Genomic DNA, 16,586 nt, shown 5'->3' on the forward strand with positions numbered 1-16,586 from the left:
AAACTATTTAAGACGAATAAACGGTTCGTTGGAATGTATAGAAAGTGGAGGTCCTCATGTCTAATCAATATTTTGATCCAAGATTAAAAATTTTTGCATTAAATTCAAATGAACCTTTAGCAGAAAAAATTGCGGCAGCTATAGGAATAGAATTAGGAAAATGTACAGTAAAACAGTTTAGCGATGGTGAAATCCAAGTTAACATCGAAGAAAGCATCCGAGGAGCAGACGTATATATTATTCAATCAACGAGTAGTCCAGTAAATGATAATTTGATGGAGCTTTTGATCATGATCGATGCTTTAAAACGAGCAAGTGCAAAGACCATAAATGTGGTAATGCCTTACTATGGTTATGCGCGGCAAGATCGTAAAGCCCGTGCGCGTGAACCAATTACGGCTAAATTAGTGGCCAATATGATCGAAAAAGCTGGCGCTAATCGCATAGTTGCTTTAGACTTGCACGCTTCTCAAATTCAAGGCTTTTTTGACATTCCTGTCGATCATCTAATGGGTGCTCCTTTAATTGCGGATTATTTTATTGAACATGGGATTAAAGGTGATGATGTAGTCGTTGTTTCTCCTGACCACGGTGGGGTAACACGAGCACGTAAATTAGCAGAGTTTTTAAATGCGTCCATTGCAATTATCGATAAACGTCGTCCTCGCGCAAATGTGGCAGAAGTGATGAACATTATAGGCGATGTTAATGGAAAGACATGTGTGATTATCGACGATATGATTGATACAGCAGGTACGATCACGCTGGCGGCAAATGCACTTAAAGAAGCTGGTGCTACGAGTGTTTATGCTTCTTGTACACATCCTGTATTATCTGGTCCTGCTTTAGATCGTATTTCAGATTCTGCTATTGAACATTTGGTCGTTACGGATTCTATCAACTTACCAGAAGAACGTAAAATTGATAAACTAGATGAAATTAGCGTTTGCGATTTAATTGCAGAAGCAATCAGACGTATTCATGAAAGTAAACCTGTTAGTCCTTTATTTGAAAAAAAGGTTGACTTATAATAAAAAGTCCCTAATTTTGGGGCTTTTTTTATCAATTGTCTTTTAATAGATGAATGTCTAAAAGACAATTGACAGTTACTACTCGTTATGGTAGCCTTTTCATTGTATATTATTAATAATGAAGTTGGAATGTTATCCATATGGAGCATAACCTACGATTATCCCTATTTAGTTTTCAAGGGACGATTGTAGGTTTTTTTATTTTTTAGCCCGAAAGGAGGAGAGAAAAACTTCATTGTGAGCAAATAGATTTAGGAGGAATTGAAAATGAAAAAATTGTTAATAAAATCTAGCATTGCCTTATCTTTTGTTATGTTATTATCCGCTTGTCAAAATGAGGCAAATACTCAAGCAAACCAAGCGGCACAAACTACAGAATCTACAGAGGAAACTTCGAATCAAGAGGACGAATTAACCTTGTATATTGTACGTCATGGAAAAACGATGCTAAATACTACTGATAGAGTGCAAGGCTGGTCAGACGCAGTATTAACTCCTGCTGGTGAAGAAGTTGTCACAAATGCTGGTGTTGGCTTAAAAGACATTGATTTTCAAAACGCTTATTCTAGTGATAGCGGACGTGCTATTCAAACAGCAGATTTGATTTTAGACGAGAATGAGCAAACAAATGAAATACAAGTACAAAAAGATAGTGGCTTGCGAGAATTTAACTTTGGGACATATGAAGGCGATTTAAATGATAGCATGTGGCAAGATGTTGCCGATGAACAAGGCGTGACTTTAGAGGAGTTTCAAGCAAATATGGATCCAGAAGTTTTTGCTGATAGTGTAGCAAAATTAGATAAAGAACAGATGGAAGAAAATAATGTTGAAGAAGAAATCAACTGGCCAGCAGAAGATTATGAAACGATCAGTGATCGTTTAACAGAGAGTTTAGATCAAATTGTAGCAGATGAAACGCAAGAAAATGGATCTGGAAATGTTTTAATCACTTCCCATGGATTGAGTATTACTGCTTTATTAGATACATTATTCGATGGTTTTGAAGCACCAGCGGATGGCTTGGATAATGCAAGCGTCAATATTATTAAGTATAAAGATAATGACTACTCATTAGAGTCAGTTAACGATATGAGTTATGCCGAACAAGGAGAAAAAGCACAATCAGATTGATTTTATTTACCGGTTAGAAAATGTGTTTATTACTTGTTCAATGATTCAAACTATAATAACAACAAATAAATTTCTTTTTTTATATATAATAAAATTGTTAGCGGTGTTTTTTTGGTAAAAATATGTTACCCTATACATGTAAGTAATTAAATAGAATCTGCTCACAAAGGGGAGTCCATATGGGCTGAGATTGAGTGTTACTCTCTAAACCCTTCGTACCTGTTTCGACCATTCGAACGTAGGAATTGTGACGAGTTGAAGTATATATACTTCTCCTTTGTGAATTGTGAAGATTCTAAAGGAGGAGTATTTTTTATGCATTCAAACACAAAAGTTTGGATAGAAGGAACGATTATTGCTGCATTAAGTGTGATGTTATCACTGATACCTACAGATGCGGGTACAACTTTTACCTTATCTTTAGGTCAAATCCCTTTAGTTGTGTACGCACTACGTCGTGGTACACGCCCTGGAATACTTGCGGGACTTATTTGGGGGTTCCTGCATTTTCCTTTAGGCCAGGTAATTTACCTAAGTATTCCCCAGGTGTTAATTGAGTATATTCTAGCTTACCCATTTGCAGGCTTGGCTGGCATTTTTGCAGCACGACTTCAGCGATCGCTTAAAGTAAAAAATCATGGGCAAGCTCGCTTTAGTATTATTAGTGCTTGTTTAGTAGGTACTTTTGCTCGTTATTTCTGGCATTTTGTGGCCGGATATATTTTTTGGGGTCAGTATGCGATGTGGGGGTTATCACCAGTCATTTATTCCCTAGTGATTAACGGCGTCAGCGCGCTGTTAACTTCTTTGGCTGCTATAGTTATTTTGTTGATTCTTGAAAGAGTATTTCCAAGCGTATTTATACCCAAAGATCAATTGTCTATCGGTGGGAGTTAACTGAAGAGGTTTTATTTATATGAGACATAAAAAAACTAAGAAAACTAACTTATTAGCAATTATGATTGCCTTAGATGTTGTTTTGTCGCCTATTTTACGTATTGAAGGAATGGCGCCTATGTCTAGTGTGATTAATGTATTTGCGGGTGTGTTGATGGGCCCACTGTATGCTACGATTATGGCTTTCATCTGTGGCGTTATACGTATGACATTTTTAGGTATTCCTCCTCTTGCTTTGACAGGAGCAGTGTTTGGCGCCTTTTTAGCTGCTTTACTTTATCGCATCTTCCAAAATATTTATGCTTCAATGGCAGGAGAAATTATTGGGACCGGCATTATGGGTTCATTATTATCTTACCCTGTGATGGTAGTATTTACCGACGCGAGTAACCAATTCTATTGGTTCATTTATACACCACGTTTTTTAGGCGCCGCTGTATTAGGTTCAATTGTCGCTTGGTTTGTCTGGAAAAAAGTAAAAGATTTATCCATTTTTCGTCAAATGAAGTCTCTATTTAACTAGAAAAGGATGGTTAGATGAAAGATATCGCAGAAATGGCCACAGAAGTATTTCCATTAAAACAGACTTCTCTTGTTCATTGTATTACGAATAATGTTACTATAGAAACTATGGCTAATGCATTATTATATGTTAATGCGCAACCAATTATGACCTCAGATGTTAGGGAATTTCCTATACTTTTAAAAAAAATAGATAGTTTATTATTAAATTTGGGCAGTTTATCAAAAGAAAGAGAGCAAACACTTTTAACTGCTGCGAAAATGAGTTCTAAACAAATACCACTTGTTGTTGATATAGTGGGCGTAACGAGTGCACCTATTGCTTATCAGTTGTCAAAACAGTTAAGTAGACAAAAACCCGATGTTATCAAAGGAAATATTTCGGAGCTTCGTGCCTTTTGTGGACTAAAAACGACAGGTAAAGGCGTTGATAGTAGCATATCGGATCAAAATGAAGATGAACTTGAAGAGTTGGTGAAGGCATTAAAACAAGAAGATTTAGCTACTACTTATCTTGCCACCGGTAAAAAAGATATTATTGTTGCAAAGGATAACATATGGATTATGGAAAATGGTGTGAACGAGCTGCAACGTTTTATTGGAACCGGCGATGTATTAGGGGCGCTGATTGCAGCACTACTAGGAGTACAATTTAGTGCTGAATCGGCTGTTCTTTTAGCATTAAGTTATTTAAATATTTGTGCAGAGCATGCTAGTGAAAAAATGATATCCAATACTGGTTTGGCAGATTTTCGGCATGAAACACTAAATCAACTATCGTTATTAGGAAAAGAAAATAAGCATTGGTTTAGACAAGCCAGAGGAGGAAAACGATGAAAATAGATACGAGTTTATACTTGGTAACGAATCGTTACGGGGAAAGTGAGCCGATTTTTTTACAAAAGATCGAAGAAGCCTGTAAAAATGGTGTGACATTAGTACAATTAAGGGAAAAGGAACTTACAACAAGTGCCTATTATAAGCTAGCTCAAAAAGTAAAAAATGTAACAGACGCCTATCAAATTCCATTGATCATTGATGATCGAGTTGATATTTGCTTAGCGATTGACGCTTCTGGTGTACATATTGGTGATGATGAATTGCCGGTAGAAGTAACAAGACAGCTTATTGGGAATAAAATTCTGGGGGTTTCTGCTAAGAATGTATCTCAAGCAAAAAAAGCACAATTGAGCGGTGCGGACTATTTAGGCATTGGTGCGATGTTTTCGACTACAACAAAAAAAGATGCACAAACGACCTCATTTGAAACTTTACAACAGATCACACAAGAGATATCAATTCCAGTAGTTGCTATTGGCGGCATCACTGAAGAACGGATCACCAATTTTAATCACATAAATATCCAAGGGATAGCTATAGTCAGTGAGATAATGAAAGCTAGTAATATTGGAGAAAAAGTAGGACAAATGAGGACGAAATTTACACAATTGGAGGGAAAGTAGATGGAAAACCAAACGCCACAAGTTGTAACAATTGCGGGGTCAGATTCTGGTGGTGGCGCAGGTGTTCAAGCGGATTTAAAAACTTTTCAAGCTAGAAACGTTTTTGGTACAAGTATCCTTGTTGCGTTAACGGCGCAAAATACTAGGGGTGTACAGGAAAGTTGTCCTGTTACTTGTTCTTTTGTTGATGCACAATTTGCCTCTCTAGATGTTGATTTTCATATCCGAGCGGCTAAAACTGGGATGTTATTTGATCAAGAACATGTACAAACGGTTGTTAATAATTATAAAAAATCTTCTTTTGGTCCTTTGGTTGTAGATCCTGTGATGATAGCAAAGGGTGGTCATCCACTATTACAAAAAGAAGCGGTGCAAACGATTAAAGAAGAGCTTATACCACAAGCTTATGTTATTACCCCTAATTTACCGGAAGCTGAAGCATTAACAAAAAGCAAGATAAAAAGTAAAAAAGAAATCAAAAAAGCAGCATTGTCTTTACAAAAAATAGGTGTAAAAAATGTGATTATTAAAGGTGGACATGCAGAGGATGAAGAAGCTACAGATTTCGTATTAATGGAAAATGAAACAGCTTTTTGGCTTAGTGCACCTCGTCTTCAAACAAACAATACTCACGGGACTGGAGATACCTTTTCTTCTTGTATCGCAGCAGAATTAGCTAAAGGAAAATCATTTAAAGAAGCAGCTATTACAGCTAAATCATTTATTCAAGGTGCTATAGAAGATGGAATCAGCGTTGGACACGGACACGGCCCTACCAACCATTGGGCGAAATTAAGTGAAAAAATTACTGTCAAAAAAGAGAAATGATGATAATAAAAACGACGGGAAAGCATAAACCGCTTTTTTCGTCGTTTAATCATTTTATGACCATGGTGTGATTGTCAATGTTTATAATTCCCAATTTTTTTTATTGATATCAAGGTCCCAAGTTCTTTGGGAAGAATAATAAGTTAAATGTCCAATAAGTGCATCATCTTTAAACGTAGGACTCCCCATACGAATATGAGTGTCTCCTACTAAAAATAACGGGATCTGATATGTTCTATCTTGGAACTCCGTTTGTTTAAAAGAAAAAACCAAACCTTCTTTCATAAAGTCACTCAACGTTTTGACAATATTGAGAGGTAGAGGCTCGACTGCCTTACTTTTTTGAAACAAAGAACGTCGTGTATTTAAGGTTCCTGAAGTTAGAAGGGTAATTTTTTGTGCTAAGACCTGATGAAACTCATCTAAATAACGATAGTAAACCTTAGATAAATCGTCTTGTAATTCAAAATAAGCAAAGTTATTTTGTAACTTATAAAAAAAAGGTGAATGAAGATGCGTCTTCATATGACCAAAATACAATAACTCTGAGATTTCAGTGGGGGTTAGTTCTTTTAACATCATAACATCAGTAAAATCAATCCATTTATTAGTACCAACGACTCTTTTTTTATCAACTGCTTGGAAATAATTATCGACGGCTTGCTTGCCGCGAATAGTTTTCATTGCGGTGTGAGCTTCATATTCACCCCGTTCATTTGAAGGATCTAACAACAATAGGTTTTTAGGGCGGTGAACAATAGCCTGATGAAAATCAGCAGTAGAAAAACCTTGGGTCAAAACAGCATTACTGATATTGTCAATATGTACATAGATAAAATCAGCCATTATGCAGATCCCTCCTTTTTCCTTGCTTCTCCTAATTATATTTTACAATAAATTTTTGAAAAATGCTTGTTTCGTTTCTTTTAAATGTTTATTACACTAAGTAATATATAGTAACTTGAGCGAGTTGAAAATATCATTTATATTGTAAATAACAGGAATTTTTATTGACTAACAAAAAATAGGGGGATTTATGTGGCGTTTAAAAAACTGTATGTTTCTGAATTCGAGAAAGTTCGTCCGATTCTTACTCAAACAAAATTAGTTTTCCCTTTTTATAACACACATTCTCTTGCTCAAAAGAACATGTTTTATGCTATTTATAAACAAGATTGTTGGGCTATAGAAATACAAAAGCAAGTTGTTTTTTTTAGTATGAAGCTATCAGAAAGGCAAATGAAAATTACAAATATTTTATGTAGTGAACCTAGTCAAATTTCTTGGTATGCTATTTTACAAAAAATCGAATGCTTTGCGCGTAGTTACTTTACTTCTACTATTCACTTAACATTTTCTGCGCAAGGACCGCTGTTTGAGTGGTTATTAGCAAATAATTATCAGCCAGATAAACAAGGATTAACTAAGAAATTATGTTATAACACTGCTTTGGTTTTAAGTGGTGGTGGTGCACGAGGGGCTTATCAAATTGGTGCTTGGCGAGCATTAAAAAGATTGAATATTTCTTTTTCTATGATCACTAGTACCTCTGTAGGAGCATTAAATGCTGGGCTCATCATGATGGATGATGAAAATATGGCGAGGCGAATTTGGTATAAGATCAGTACTGAACAAATTCTAGCTTTTCCTAAAGCAGCAGATGATAACCATTCGTTTAAACAATTAAGACAGCAACTACGCTCTCTTGGGCTATCGGCAGTTAAAGACAAGGGAGTTAGTACTTTACCACTGCAGCGTTTGTTGCAGCAAAATTTAGACGCAAAAACGCTGCTAGCTTCCTCTATAAAATTATATATTTGTACTACACGGTTACGGGGCCTAAAAGAAAAAGTGGTTGCTGTCAAACCAACAACAGATGCATGGAAATGGTTGACAGCCTCGGCAGCTTTTTTCCCTGCCATGCAACCGATGAATATCAAAGGTGAAGACTATATTGATGGTGGATATCGTAATGATTTCCCACTAGATGTTGCTCTTTTAAAAGGGGCCAAAGAGTGTATTTGTATAGACGCCCAAGGTCCTGGAATCCGTAAAAAAAATATAGCTACAGAAAATATACCAACAATTACGTTACGTTCTCCTTGGTCATTAGGCAGTTTTTTGATATTTGATAGTCACCGTTCAAAAATAAATGAACAATTAGGGTATTTAGAAACCATGAAATATTTCCACTTTTACACTGGTTTCTGGTATACTTTTACTACTGAAGTAGATTGGCAGACAGAATGGCAAGCATTTATTGTAACCTTATCTTCGCAAAAAGTCAGTTGGTTACAAGACAAGGCATTTTGGCAGAAATTTTATAAGCTATACGAAAAAAAGATCCCTTTAGAAAGAGCCGGAGAAGCTTTTGTTGAACTTATTGGTCGTTTTTTAGAACTTCCGCCAAACAAAATTTATACAAAATCACAATTTTTAGCGGCTTTAGTTGAAGGCAAAGAAAATGTCACCCAGCCCTTTGAAGTAACACTATCTTTTATAGAATGGCTTGAAATTTTTCATCAAAATTATTCCTTACTTTCAAAAAAGAAGCAATTTTTGCTTTTTGAAGAACTTTTAGAAAAGGGAATAAAAATACCTGAAAGTCTTATTGAAAAATCGGCGGTATTATTTGTTGCAGTGAAATTTTTCTCTTTTTTGAAAAAGAAAATAGCAAAAAATGCGTAGTTATTAATGAATATCAAATGAAATGAGGGAAGTATATGGCAAAAGATTTTTCCTATGAAATTTTAGAAGAGATTGCGGTCCTCTCCGAAAACGCCAAAGGTTGGCGTAAAGAATTAAATATTGTCAGTTGGAATGAACGTCCACCCAAATTTGATTTACGTGATTGGGGTCCTGACCATGAAAAGATGGGAAAAGGAATCACGTTAAGTAACGAAGAATTTGAAGCGTTAAAAAAAGCAGTAACTAACCTGAATGATTTATAAAAATTTGTGGATAACGCATTCGACCGCTCAACGAGGTGACTTTGATGTTATTTTCCCTTTTTATTGCCACTTTTTAATAAAGAATAGGAAGGGACGATCGAACGACGCTAAAAAAAGATAAAATTCTTCCTAGAAAATGAAAACCAAGCCTTTTTTATCAAGAGGAAAAGGGGAAAAGTAAACTAGAGATTCAATCGCTGAATTCGTGTAAGGACTTCCCAAAACAACGTGTTGTAAACATTCGTACTTGATAAGTGAATTTGCACTTGACGCGCGTGTTCTGTGACTTTTCCAGCAATATGAAATAGTTGAAAACGGATCGTGTCAATCACCGTCGTCTTTTTCTCTTGCGGAAAAGTCAGCTGTTTCATCAAGTGGATGATATTATAGGCGATAAAACTTAGGGCTAAGCGAACCTTATTCGCTAAAAAGGAAGGACTATCCGTTTTATCAGCGAAAAATCCGGTCTTCATTTCTTTGATGAAGTTTTCCATATTCCCACGTTTTTGATAGAGCTGAAAAATGGTTTGGGGCGAAAGATGAGCGAAATCGGACACCACAAATTGAAATTCGGAAAAAAGTAAAGTTTCGGCTTTTCGGGTAGCCTTGATGGCTACTGTCCGAGATCGGTCCCAAGAATCTGCTTGATAAGCCATCTTAAAATATTGATGTTCGGTCTTTGTGTAGTCCGTACCGTTGGTATATTGGACAAGATGTTGCGCATAATGAATCAACCGTACGTTATTTTTCAATTTAATCACATAATGGGCGCCTCGACACTCACATTGTTTATAAATTTCCGGTTTGGCAAAGCCACTATCCCCGCGTACAAGCATTGTGGGATCACTCGAACGTTGTTGGTAATGCGCCAACATTTCTACGAGATAATCTTCGGCGTGGGTGGAGGTATAAGATTTGCCATGACGATGGCGAACATCTAATGCCAATCCGGTTAAACCTTCAAATGCCACAAATGGATGATACCCATTGAGGCCATAGTGGTAAATATATTCCCCTGCTTCTTGCTTTCCGTAAGTGGGACAACAGGTGGAATCCAGATCAAGCACGAGTTGTTGGCTGTTTTGCTGGTCCATGCCTAAATCGCCAAGTTTTTTCGCCACTTGTAATAGTTGATTAACATTTTCTTCTGTCAAGGTATGAAGCAAAGTAGACATCATAAATTGCGAACTGAGTCGCTCTTGTTTCAATGCTTCCTTAAAAAGGCGATCATATTGTAAGGTATTGGCGTCTCGGTCTCGAGAATAACCAGCGATCAATTGATATAGCCATTGTTTTACGACATCCAGCCATTCATGTTGGGCGAAGGCACGATACTCTGGAATATGAACGTATTGCGCTAACAGGGAATCAAAACGAATTTGATTTAGAAACTCCGAAAGTAAGACGAGCCCCGCGTCATTGGTTAAGGTGCCACCATCATTGGCGATCGAGATGGCTTTTTGCTCATTGAATGTAAGAGAATTTTGTTGTAAAGTGAAAGACATAAGAACGCACTCCTTATTGTTATGTTTTGTCGACTTTACAATAACACGAAGTGCGTTCTTTTTGTACACCCAGAAGGTGAAGCAACTAAACTTTTAGAAAAATGAGCATACCAAGGATTGATTCATCCTTGGAAAAATTTATAAATCATTCAGGACTAATATGTAAGTTAAAAATTTTTACTTATTATTTTTGAAAATAGTGCTTCAACTAAAAAAGTGTTATACTAACGTTTAGTTCTTGTACTTCTTAGAGTAAAGTTATTCTTGAAAGTTGCAGAAAAAAAGTGCAAAATAGACGTTAAGCAAGACAAGAGGGAAAGGACGTCATTATGACAGAGCGGGGATTATTGATTGTTTTATCTGGTCCTTCCGGTGTCGGAAAAGGAACAGTTCGCAAAGCAATATTTGATAGTGAAGATAATGACTTTCAGTATTCAATTTCTATGACCACTCGTAAACAACGGATTGGAGAAATTGAGGGAGAAGACTATTACTTTCGCACAAAAGAAGAATTTGAAGATATGATTAAAAAAGGACAAATGTTAGAGTACGCTGAATATGTAGGTAATTATTATGGGACCCCCTTACCTTATGTGCAAAAAACTTTGGATAAAGGAAAAGATGTCTTTTTGGAAATTGAAGTTCAAGGCGCTTTACAGGTTAAAGAAAAAGTACCTGATGGTGTATTTATATTTTTAACGCCGCCAGATTTAGCGGAATTACGTCTGCGGATTACTGGACGGGGGACTGATTCAGAAGATACAATTGATGAACGTATGAAAGTTGCACGTGAAGAAATAGAAATGATGGCTTCTTATGATTATGCGGTTGTCAATGATGAAGTACCTAAAGCAGTAGAAAGAATAAAGAGTATCATATCCAGTGAACACTTCCGGGTGGAACGTGTCATTGCAAAATATAGAAAAATGTTAGAGGAGCTGTAATATTATGATGTTAAAACCTTCAATTGATTCTTTATTAGAATCAATTAATTCTAAGTATTCCTTGGTGTTATTAGCTAGCAAACGTGCTCATGAATTAGATGCTGGCGCAAATCCGACTTTAGATAATTTTGATTCAGTTAAAAATGTTGGTAAAGCATTAGAAGAAATTGACGCCCAAACAGTGATTAATGATCCTAACCCTGAACTAAAACGGGCAAGAATTCAAATGGAAGCAGAAGAAAAACAAGCGCAAAAAGAACAAGAACAAAAAGATTTAGAAAACCGGGTGCGTGAAGATAGCTAAACTTCACTTGTTGAGGGATCGTGACTTAAGTAAAATAAGACAAAATAGCCGAACTATATTTAATGAAATTTGTTGTTTGTTGTGTATTGACGACAAGAACCTATCGAAGGTTAGCAACAATTTCTTTATAGTTCGGTTATTTATTGTTAAAGATTTTTATTACAGTTCCCTTTTTAAGAAATAAATAAGCAAGTAAAAGAAAAATAGGGCTAAACGTTAATTTTATCAGTTAATAAAGACAAACATCTGTAATTTTAGTAAAATAGACCAGAAAGGAGAAATCGCATGCCATTATTTGCAGAAGTTATTGTGGATGTACCCACCATGCAAACCGATCAACCATTTACTTATATAGTACCAGATGAGCTATTGGACGTCATTGAAGTTGGGATGCGTGTAGAAGTTCCTTTTGGCGATGGAAATCGCCATATCCAAGGCTTTGTGACTGCGCTGAGCCAAACAAGTACATATGAAGAAAAACTTAAACCAATTATTCGAATGTTGGATTTGTCTCCTGTTTTAAATCAAGAATTACTAGCTTTGGCAGATTATATGAAAGAAACAACTTATGCTTTTAAAATTACTTGCCTACAAACTATGTTGCCGAGTGTGATGAAAGCTGAGTACCAAAAAAAAATCGTGCTAAAGGATCCTTCACATCCAGCCAAACAACAGTATTTTTTAGAAAGTAATGAAATTGATTGGCAAGAAGCAGAAGAAATGGGCATACTCCGCCAACTGAAAAAATTACGGGAAGAAAATATTGTTGAACTTCGTTATGTGGTCAAAAAGAAAAACAAGGTAAAGAAAATCCGATATGTTAATAGTCTTTTGACACCAAGGAATGCAGCAGGTATTTATCAAGAAATCGACAACCGAGCGGCTAGACAAAAGCAGTTAGTTGAGTTATTAGAAAATAACGCTCATCAACCGACAGCTTTTTTTACAAAACAAGGCATTTCTACAGCTGTATTAAAGCAGGGAGAAAAGAAAGGTTGGTTGTCTTTTGAAGAAGTAGAGGCTTATCGCGATCCTCATCAAGGCAAAGTCTTTAATAAAACATCCGCCCTGTCGTTAAATAACGAACAACAACAAGCGGTAGATAAAATACTTGCGGCTGAAAAAAAAGCCAAAGATGAAGTTTTTTTGCTAGAAGGAATTACAGGTAGCGGAAAGACGGAGATCTATTTGCAGTCAATTTCAACAGTATTGGCTGCAGGCAAGACAGCCATTATGCTGGTGCCAGAAATTGCTTTAACCCCTCAAATGGTAGAACGTTTTAAAAGCCGTTTGGGAGATGCTGTCGCAGTATTGCACAGTGGTTTGAGTCAAGGGGAGCGTTATGATGAATGGCGTAAAATTGAACGTGGAGAAGCTCAAGTTGTAGTAGGTGCTCGTTCAGCGATTTTTGCGCCCCTGGAAAATATTGGTATAATTATTGTCGATGAAGAACATGAATCCTCTTATAAGCAAGATGAAGCGCCGCGTTATCATGCCAGAGATTTAGCAATATGGCGTGGGAAGTATCATCATTGTCCTGTAGTGTTAGGTAGTGCTACACCGTCTTTGGAATCTCGCGCTCGCGCGCAAAAAGATATCTATCACTTGCTTTTATTGAGTAAACGGGCGGATCCGGCAGCAAATTTACCAAGTATAGAAATTGTCGATTTAAAAAAAGAATATGAAAGAAAAAATATGAGCAATTTTTCAAAAGAATTACAAACAAAAATTGCAGATCGCTTGGAGAAAAAAGAACAATCCGTCTTAATGCTGAATCGTAGAGGGTACTCTTCTTTTGTCATGTGTCGAGATTGCGGTTATGTCCTTCCTTGTCCGAATTGTGATATTTCTTTAACCTTGCATATGGATACCAAAACCATGCGCTGTCATTACTGCGGGCATGAAGAAGGTATTCCCAAGCATTGTCCAGAATGTGGCAGTAATAAAATTCGTTATTATGGGACAGGAACGCAAAAAGTACAAGAAGAATTGCAAGAATTATTTCCAAGTGCCCGGATTTTAAGAATGGACGTTGATACTACGCGACGCAAAGGCGCACACGAACGGATCTTACAAAAATTTGGCGCACAAGAAGCTGATATTTTATTAGGGACACAAATGATCGCTAAAGGTTTGGATTATCCTAATATCACCTTAGTTGGCGTTTTAAATGCTGACACGGCTTTAAACTTACCGGATTTTCGTTCAAATGAACGTACCTTTCAGTTGTTAACTCAAGTAGCCGGGCGTGCTGGGCGGGCCGAAAAAGCGGGAGAAGTGATCATCCAGAGTTTTAACCCTGATCATCATGCGATTGTTTTAGCCCAAAAACAAGATTATGAAACATTCTATAAGCAAGAGATGTTTTTGCGACATCAAAGTGGATACTCCCCGTATTATTTTACGGTAAAAATTACTTGTAGCCATCAGGAAGAACAAATAGCTGCCAAAAAAATGTTTCAAATCGCTCAGGAAGTAAAAACAGCTTTAAGTTCTGATAGTATTATTTTAGGCCCTACGCCTGCCTCTATTGCGCGAGTAAAGAACCGTTATCAGTATCAAATGATTATAAAATACAAAAAAGAGCCTGCTCTTTCTCAGATGTTGAAAAAAATCCTTGATAATTCGCAAAAAGACCAACGTAAGAGTTTATATGTAGCAATCGATAATGAACCAGTAAACTTTATTTAAAGGAGAATCCAAATGACAAAAATTGTATTTATGGGGACGCCGGAATTTTCTGTTCCTATTTTGGAAGGTTTGGTAACTGCTGGCTACGAAGTGCTAGCCGTTGTTACTCAACCTGATCGCCCTGTAGGCCGTAAGAAAAAGATTGTCGCCTCTCCTGTTAAAGAGAAAGCTTTAGCATTAGGCATTCCTATTTTACAGCCAGAAAAAATAAGTGGATCAAAAGAAATGGAAGAAATCGCAAGATTGCAGCCTGACGTTATTGTTACAGCGGCATTTGGTCAATTTTTACCTGAAAAATTATTGCAAATACCCCAATATGGCGCATTGAATGTTCATGCTTCACTATTACCTAAATATAGAGGAGGCGCTCCTGTTCATTATGCGATCATAAATGGTGAGCCTAAGACAGGCGTGTCCATTATGGATATGGTGAAAAAAATGGATGCTGGTGGTGTCTATGCACAAGAAAGCATACCAATCACATCATCTGATGATGTGGGAACAATGTTTAAGAAATTAAGCTTGCTGGGATGTGACTTATTACTTGAGGCTTTACCGCAAATTTTGGATGGGTCCTTACATTCTGTTGCACAAGATGAAAAACAAGTGACTTTTGCACCTAACATTAAGCCAGAAGAAGAAGCGATCGACTGGCAACAAACAGCAACTGAAATAGATCAAAAAGTCAGAGGAATGCGACCTTGGCCGATTGCCTATACCACTTATCAAGAGAACCGCTGGAAGATTTGGAAGGTTTCTCCTGTAGAAGAACGAACAAATGAAAAACCCGCTACGATTGTTCGAAATGAAAAGGCTCAATTATGGATCGCATGTGGGCAGCAAACGGTTCTGGCAATTGAAGAATTACAACCTGCCGGAAGAAGTAAACAAAAGATTGCCAACTTTTTAAACGGTGCAGGTAAAAACATAGCTCTTGGAGAACAGGTGGGACAAAATGAGTCATGATGCGAAAAAGACTGTTCGTTTTGCGGCCTTACAAGCGCTAGAAAGAATTCAAAAAGGCGGTGCTTATTCTAACTTACTTTTAAACGAAGAAATTAAAAAAGGGCAACTGAGTGCTAAAGATAGCCGATTGTTGACTGAACTTGTTTATGGAACTGTGAGTCGCCAACTATTGCTGGAGTTTTACTTGAAACCCTTTATTGCAAATGCAAAAAAAATAGACGCTTGGGTAAAATTACTTTTAGAATTATCGATATATCAGCTGTATTTTCTTGACCGAATTCCTGATCATGCGATTTTAAATGAAGCGGTCGATATTGCCAAAGTTCGTGGAAATGTAGGGATTGGTAAGTTTGTTAATGGTGTGTTACGTAATATTAAACGGCAAGGTTTACCGGATACTGCGACAATAGATGATCCAATCAAACGTTTAGCCACACAAATTTCTATGCCACAATGGCTAACTAAACGATTAGTAGAAGAAATAGGTATGGAACAAACCAAACAATTAGGAATCTCCTTATTTTCTCCAAGTCAAGTAAGTTTAAGAGTAGATACACGTAAAATGACGCGAAAACAGGCCATAGAAAATTTAGCCCAAGAAGGAATCGAAGCTATAGAAAGTACTATTTCTGAATATGGTATTATAGCAAAGAAAGGTTTTGTCGCAAAAAGTCAGTTGTTTCATGATGGCTTATTGACGATTCAAGATGAAAGCTCTATGCTGGTAGCACCAGCTCTACAAATTGAAAATAAGCATCAAGTACTGGATGCCTGCGCTGCTCCAGGCGGGAAGACTACGCATATTGCTTCATTTTTAGCTGCGCAAGAACATGGACAAGTCACTGCACTTGATATTCATAAACAAAAAGTACGGTTAATTGAAGAAAATGCTATTCGAATGCATGTTGAAGATGTGGTAAAAGCTAAGGAGCTAGATGCTAGAAAAGTAAATGATACATTTGCTCAATCTTCATTTGATCGAATTTTGGTTGACGCGCCTTGTTCTGGCTTAGGCTTGATGCGTCGTAAACCAGATATAAAATATGTAAAAAAACCGGAAGATTTACAAAGTTTAAGCGCGATTCAGTTAGAGATTTTGGAAAGTGTTGCTCCAAGCTTAAAACCTTCAGGAATATTAGTTTATAGCACATGTACGATTTTACCAGAAGAAAATCAAGAAGTGGTTAAACAGTTTTTACAAAAACATCCTGAATTTGAATTGATACAAGTGACTGTGAATGAAAAACTAAATGCTAGTTTGAAAGAAAAAATGTTAACAATATTTCCGCATCAATATTATACGGACGGTTTTTTTATCAGTTGTTTACGGAAAAAAACGATGAGGTGAAG

General features: G+C 36.7%; 16 protein-coding genes and 1 riboswitch. Of the genes, 14 read left to right on the top strand and 2 right to left on the bottom strand.

The genetic code is table 11. From position 1 onward, the window contains the following. Positions 1 to 56: 56 nt before the first annotated feature. From AC806_RS00250 to thiD, 7 genes are all read left to right on the top strand, one after another. On the top strand, positions 57 to 1,031 hold the full coding sequence (locus AC806_RS00250) for a ribose-phosphate diphosphokinase (protein ID WP_061840008.1): 975 nt from the start codon (positions 57 to 59) through the stop codon (positions 1,029 to 1,031). A 267-nt stretch (positions 1,032 to 1,298) separates the two neighbouring features. Further along, positions 1,299 to 2,165 (top strand): histidine phosphatase family protein, encoded by an 867-nt coding sequence (locus AC806_RS00255; RefSeq protein ID WP_069028479.1) that lies wholly within the window; start codon positions 1,299 to 1,301, stop codon positions 2,163 to 2,165. 157 nt (positions 2,166 to 2,322) lie between these two features. Then, positions 2,323 to 2,427, top strand: a riboswitch (TPP riboswitch). Between the two features lie 53 nt (positions 2,428 to 2,480). After that, positions 2,481 to 3,062, top strand: coding sequence for an energy-coupled thiamine transporter ThiT (thiT, locus tag AC806_RS00260; RefSeq protein WP_069028480.1), 582 nt, complete (start codon positions 2,481 to 2,483; stop codon positions 3,060 to 3,062). Between the two features lie 19 nt (positions 3,063 to 3,081). Then, on the top strand, positions 3,082 to 3,585 hold the full coding sequence (thiW, locus tag AC806_RS00265; RefSeq protein ID WP_069028481.1) for an energy coupling factor transporter S component ThiW: 504 nt from the start codon (positions 3,082 to 3,084) through the stop codon (positions 3,583 to 3,585). Positions 3,586 to 3,599: 14 nt separating this feature from the next. Beyond that, positions 3,600 to 4,421 carry a hydroxyethylthiazole kinase gene (gene thiM, locus AC806_RS00270; RefSeq protein ID WP_069028482.1) on the top strand — a complete coding sequence of 274 codons (822 nt, stop codon included), beginning with the start codon at positions 3,600 to 3,602 and terminating at the stop codon, positions 4,419 to 4,421. Continuing rightward, positions 4,418 to 5,047 (top strand): thiamine phosphate synthase, encoded by a 630-nt coding sequence (thiE, locus tag AC806_RS00275; RefSeq protein WP_069028483.1) that lies wholly within the window; start codon positions 4,418 to 4,420, stop codon positions 5,045 to 5,047. Before thiM ends, thiE begins: the two co-directional genes overlap by 4 nt. Further along, the gene (gene thiD / locus AC806_RS00280) at positions 5,048 to 5,875 is read left to right on the top strand and encodes a bifunctional hydroxymethylpyrimidine kinase/phosphomethylpyrimidine kinase (protein WP_069028484.1); all 828 of its coding nucleotides are present in this window, start codon (positions 5,048 to 5,050) and stop codon (positions 5,873 to 5,875) included. A gap of 81 nt (positions 5,876 to 5,956) precedes the next feature. Here thiD and AC806_RS00285 read toward each other — a convergent pair whose 3' ends face one another. After that, entirely contained in the window at positions 5,957 to 6,721 is a 765-nt protein-coding gene (locus AC806_RS00285) for a hypothetical protein (protein WP_014123454.1), read from the bottom strand. 192 nt (positions 6,722 to 6,913) lie between these two features. Between AC806_RS00285 and AC806_RS00290 the strand changes: the two genes are divergently transcribed. Both AC806_RS00290 and AC806_RS00295 read left to right on the top strand, forming a co-directional pair. Beyond that, complete coding sequence (locus AC806_RS00290; protein WP_014123455.1) at positions 6,914 to 8,563, top strand: patatin-like phospholipase family protein; 1,650 nt, start codon at positions 6,914 to 6,916, stop codon at positions 8,561 to 8,563. Positions 8,564 to 8,598: 35 nt separating this feature from the next. Beyond that, a complete protein-coding gene (locus AC806_RS00295; protein WP_069028485.1) occupies positions 8,599 to 8,826 on the top strand; it encodes a YdbC family protein in 228 nt (75 codons plus the stop codon). A 182-nt stretch (positions 8,827 to 9,008) separates the two neighbouring features. Here the strand turns inward: AC806_RS00295 and AC806_RS00300 are convergent, their stop codons facing one another. Beyond that, on the bottom strand, positions 9,009 to 10,331 hold the full coding sequence (locus AC806_RS00300; RefSeq protein WP_069028486.1) for an IS1380 family transposase: 1,323 nt from the start codon (positions 10,329 to 10,331) through the stop codon (positions 9,009 to 9,011). Between the two features lie 329 nt (positions 10,332 to 10,660). Between AC806_RS00300 and gmk the strand changes: the two genes are divergently transcribed. The 5 genes from gmk (at position 10,661) to rsmB (ending at position 16,584) form a co-directional block, all read left to right on the top strand. Further along, positions 10,661 to 11,275, top strand: coding sequence for a guanylate kinase (gene gmk / locus AC806_RS00305; protein WP_014123457.1), 615 nt, complete (start codon positions 10,661 to 10,663; stop codon positions 11,273 to 11,275). 4 nt (positions 11,276 to 11,279) lie between these two features. Beyond that, positions 11,280 to 11,579, top strand: coding sequence for a DNA-directed RNA polymerase subunit omega (gene rpoZ / locus AC806_RS00310; protein WP_069028487.1), 300 nt, complete (start codon positions 11,280 to 11,282; stop codon positions 11,577 to 11,579). Between the two features lie 285 nt (positions 11,580 to 11,864). Continuing rightward, a complete protein-coding gene (gene priA / locus AC806_RS00315; protein ID WP_069028488.1) occupies positions 11,865 to 14,270 on the top strand; it encodes a primosomal protein N' in 2,406 nt (801 codons plus the stop codon). Between the two features lie 12 nt (positions 14,271 to 14,282). Continuing rightward, entirely contained in the window at positions 14,283 to 15,236 is a 954-nt protein-coding gene (gene fmt / locus AC806_RS00320) for a methionyl-tRNA formyltransferase (protein ID WP_069028489.1), read from the top strand. Beyond that, positions 15,226 to 16,584: a 16S rRNA (cytosine(967)-C(5))-methyltransferase RsmB gene (gene rsmB / locus AC806_RS00325; RefSeq protein WP_061839999.1), complete on the top strand. Its 1,359-nt coding sequence runs from the start codon at positions 15,226 to 15,228 to the stop codon at positions 16,582 to 16,584. Before fmt ends, rsmB begins: the two co-directional genes overlap by 11 nt. Positions 16,585 to 16,586 lie beyond the last annotated feature (2 nt).

The organism is Tetragenococcus halophilus, from assembly GCF_001712815.1.
Classification (GTDB): domain Bacteria; phylum Bacillota; class Bacilli; order Lactobacillales; family Enterococcaceae; genus Tetragenococcus; species Tetragenococcus halophilus.

Excerpts from the sequence above, each read along its gene's own strand:
- AC806_RS00250 (WP_061840008.1), top strand. The coding sequence starts at position 57 with ATGTCTAATCAATATTTTGATCCAAGATTAAAAATTTTTGCATTAAAT.
- AC806_RS00255 (WP_069028479.1), top strand. The coding sequence starts at position 1,299 with ATGAAAAAATTGTTAATAAAATCTAGCATTGCCTTATCTTTTGTTATG.
- thiT (WP_069028480.1), top strand. The coding sequence starts at position 2,481 with ATGCATTCAAACACAAAAGTTTGGATAGAAGGAACGATTATTGCTGCA.
- thiW (WP_069028481.1), top strand. The coding sequence starts at position 3,082 with ATGAGACATAAAAAAACTAAGAAAACTAACTTATTAGCAATTATGATT.
- thiM (WP_069028482.1), top strand. The coding sequence starts at position 3,600 with ATGAAAGATATCGCAGAAATGGCCACAGAAGTATTTCCATTAAAACAG.
- thiE (WP_069028483.1), top strand. The coding sequence starts at position 4,418 with ATGAAAATAGATACGAGTTTATACTTGGTAACGAATCGTTACGGGGAA.
- thiD (WP_069028484.1), top strand. The coding sequence starts at position 5,048 with ATGGAAAACCAAACGCCACAAGTTGTAACAATTGCGGGGTCAGATTCT.
- AC806_RS00285 (WP_014123454.1), bottom strand. The coding sequence starts at position 6,721 with ATGGCTGATTTTATCTATGTACATATTGACAATATCAGTAATGCTGTT.
- AC806_RS00295 (WP_069028485.1), top strand. The coding sequence starts at position 8,599 with ATGGCAAAAGATTTTTCCTATGAAATTTTAGAAGAGATTGCGGTCCTC.
- AC806_RS00300 (WP_069028486.1), bottom strand. The coding sequence starts at position 10,331 with ATGTCTTTCACTTTACAACAAAATTCTCTTACATTCAATGAGCAAAAA.
- gmk (WP_014123457.1), top strand. The coding sequence starts at position 10,661 with ATGACAGAGCGGGGATTATTGATTGTTTTATCTGGTCCTTCCGGTGTC.
- rpoZ (WP_069028487.1), top strand. The coding sequence starts at position 11,280 with ATGATGTTAAAACCTTCAATTGATTCTTTATTAGAATCAATTAATTCT.
- priA (WP_069028488.1), top strand. The coding sequence starts at position 11,865 with ATGCCATTATTTGCAGAAGTTATTGTGGATGTACCCACCATGCAAACC.
- fmt (WP_069028489.1), top strand. The coding sequence starts at position 14,283 with ATGACAAAAATTGTATTTATGGGGACGCCGGAATTTTCTGTTCCTATT.
- rsmB (WP_061839999.1), top strand. The coding sequence starts at position 15,226 with ATGAGTCATGATGCGAAAAAGACTGTTCGTTTTGCGGCCTTACAAGCG.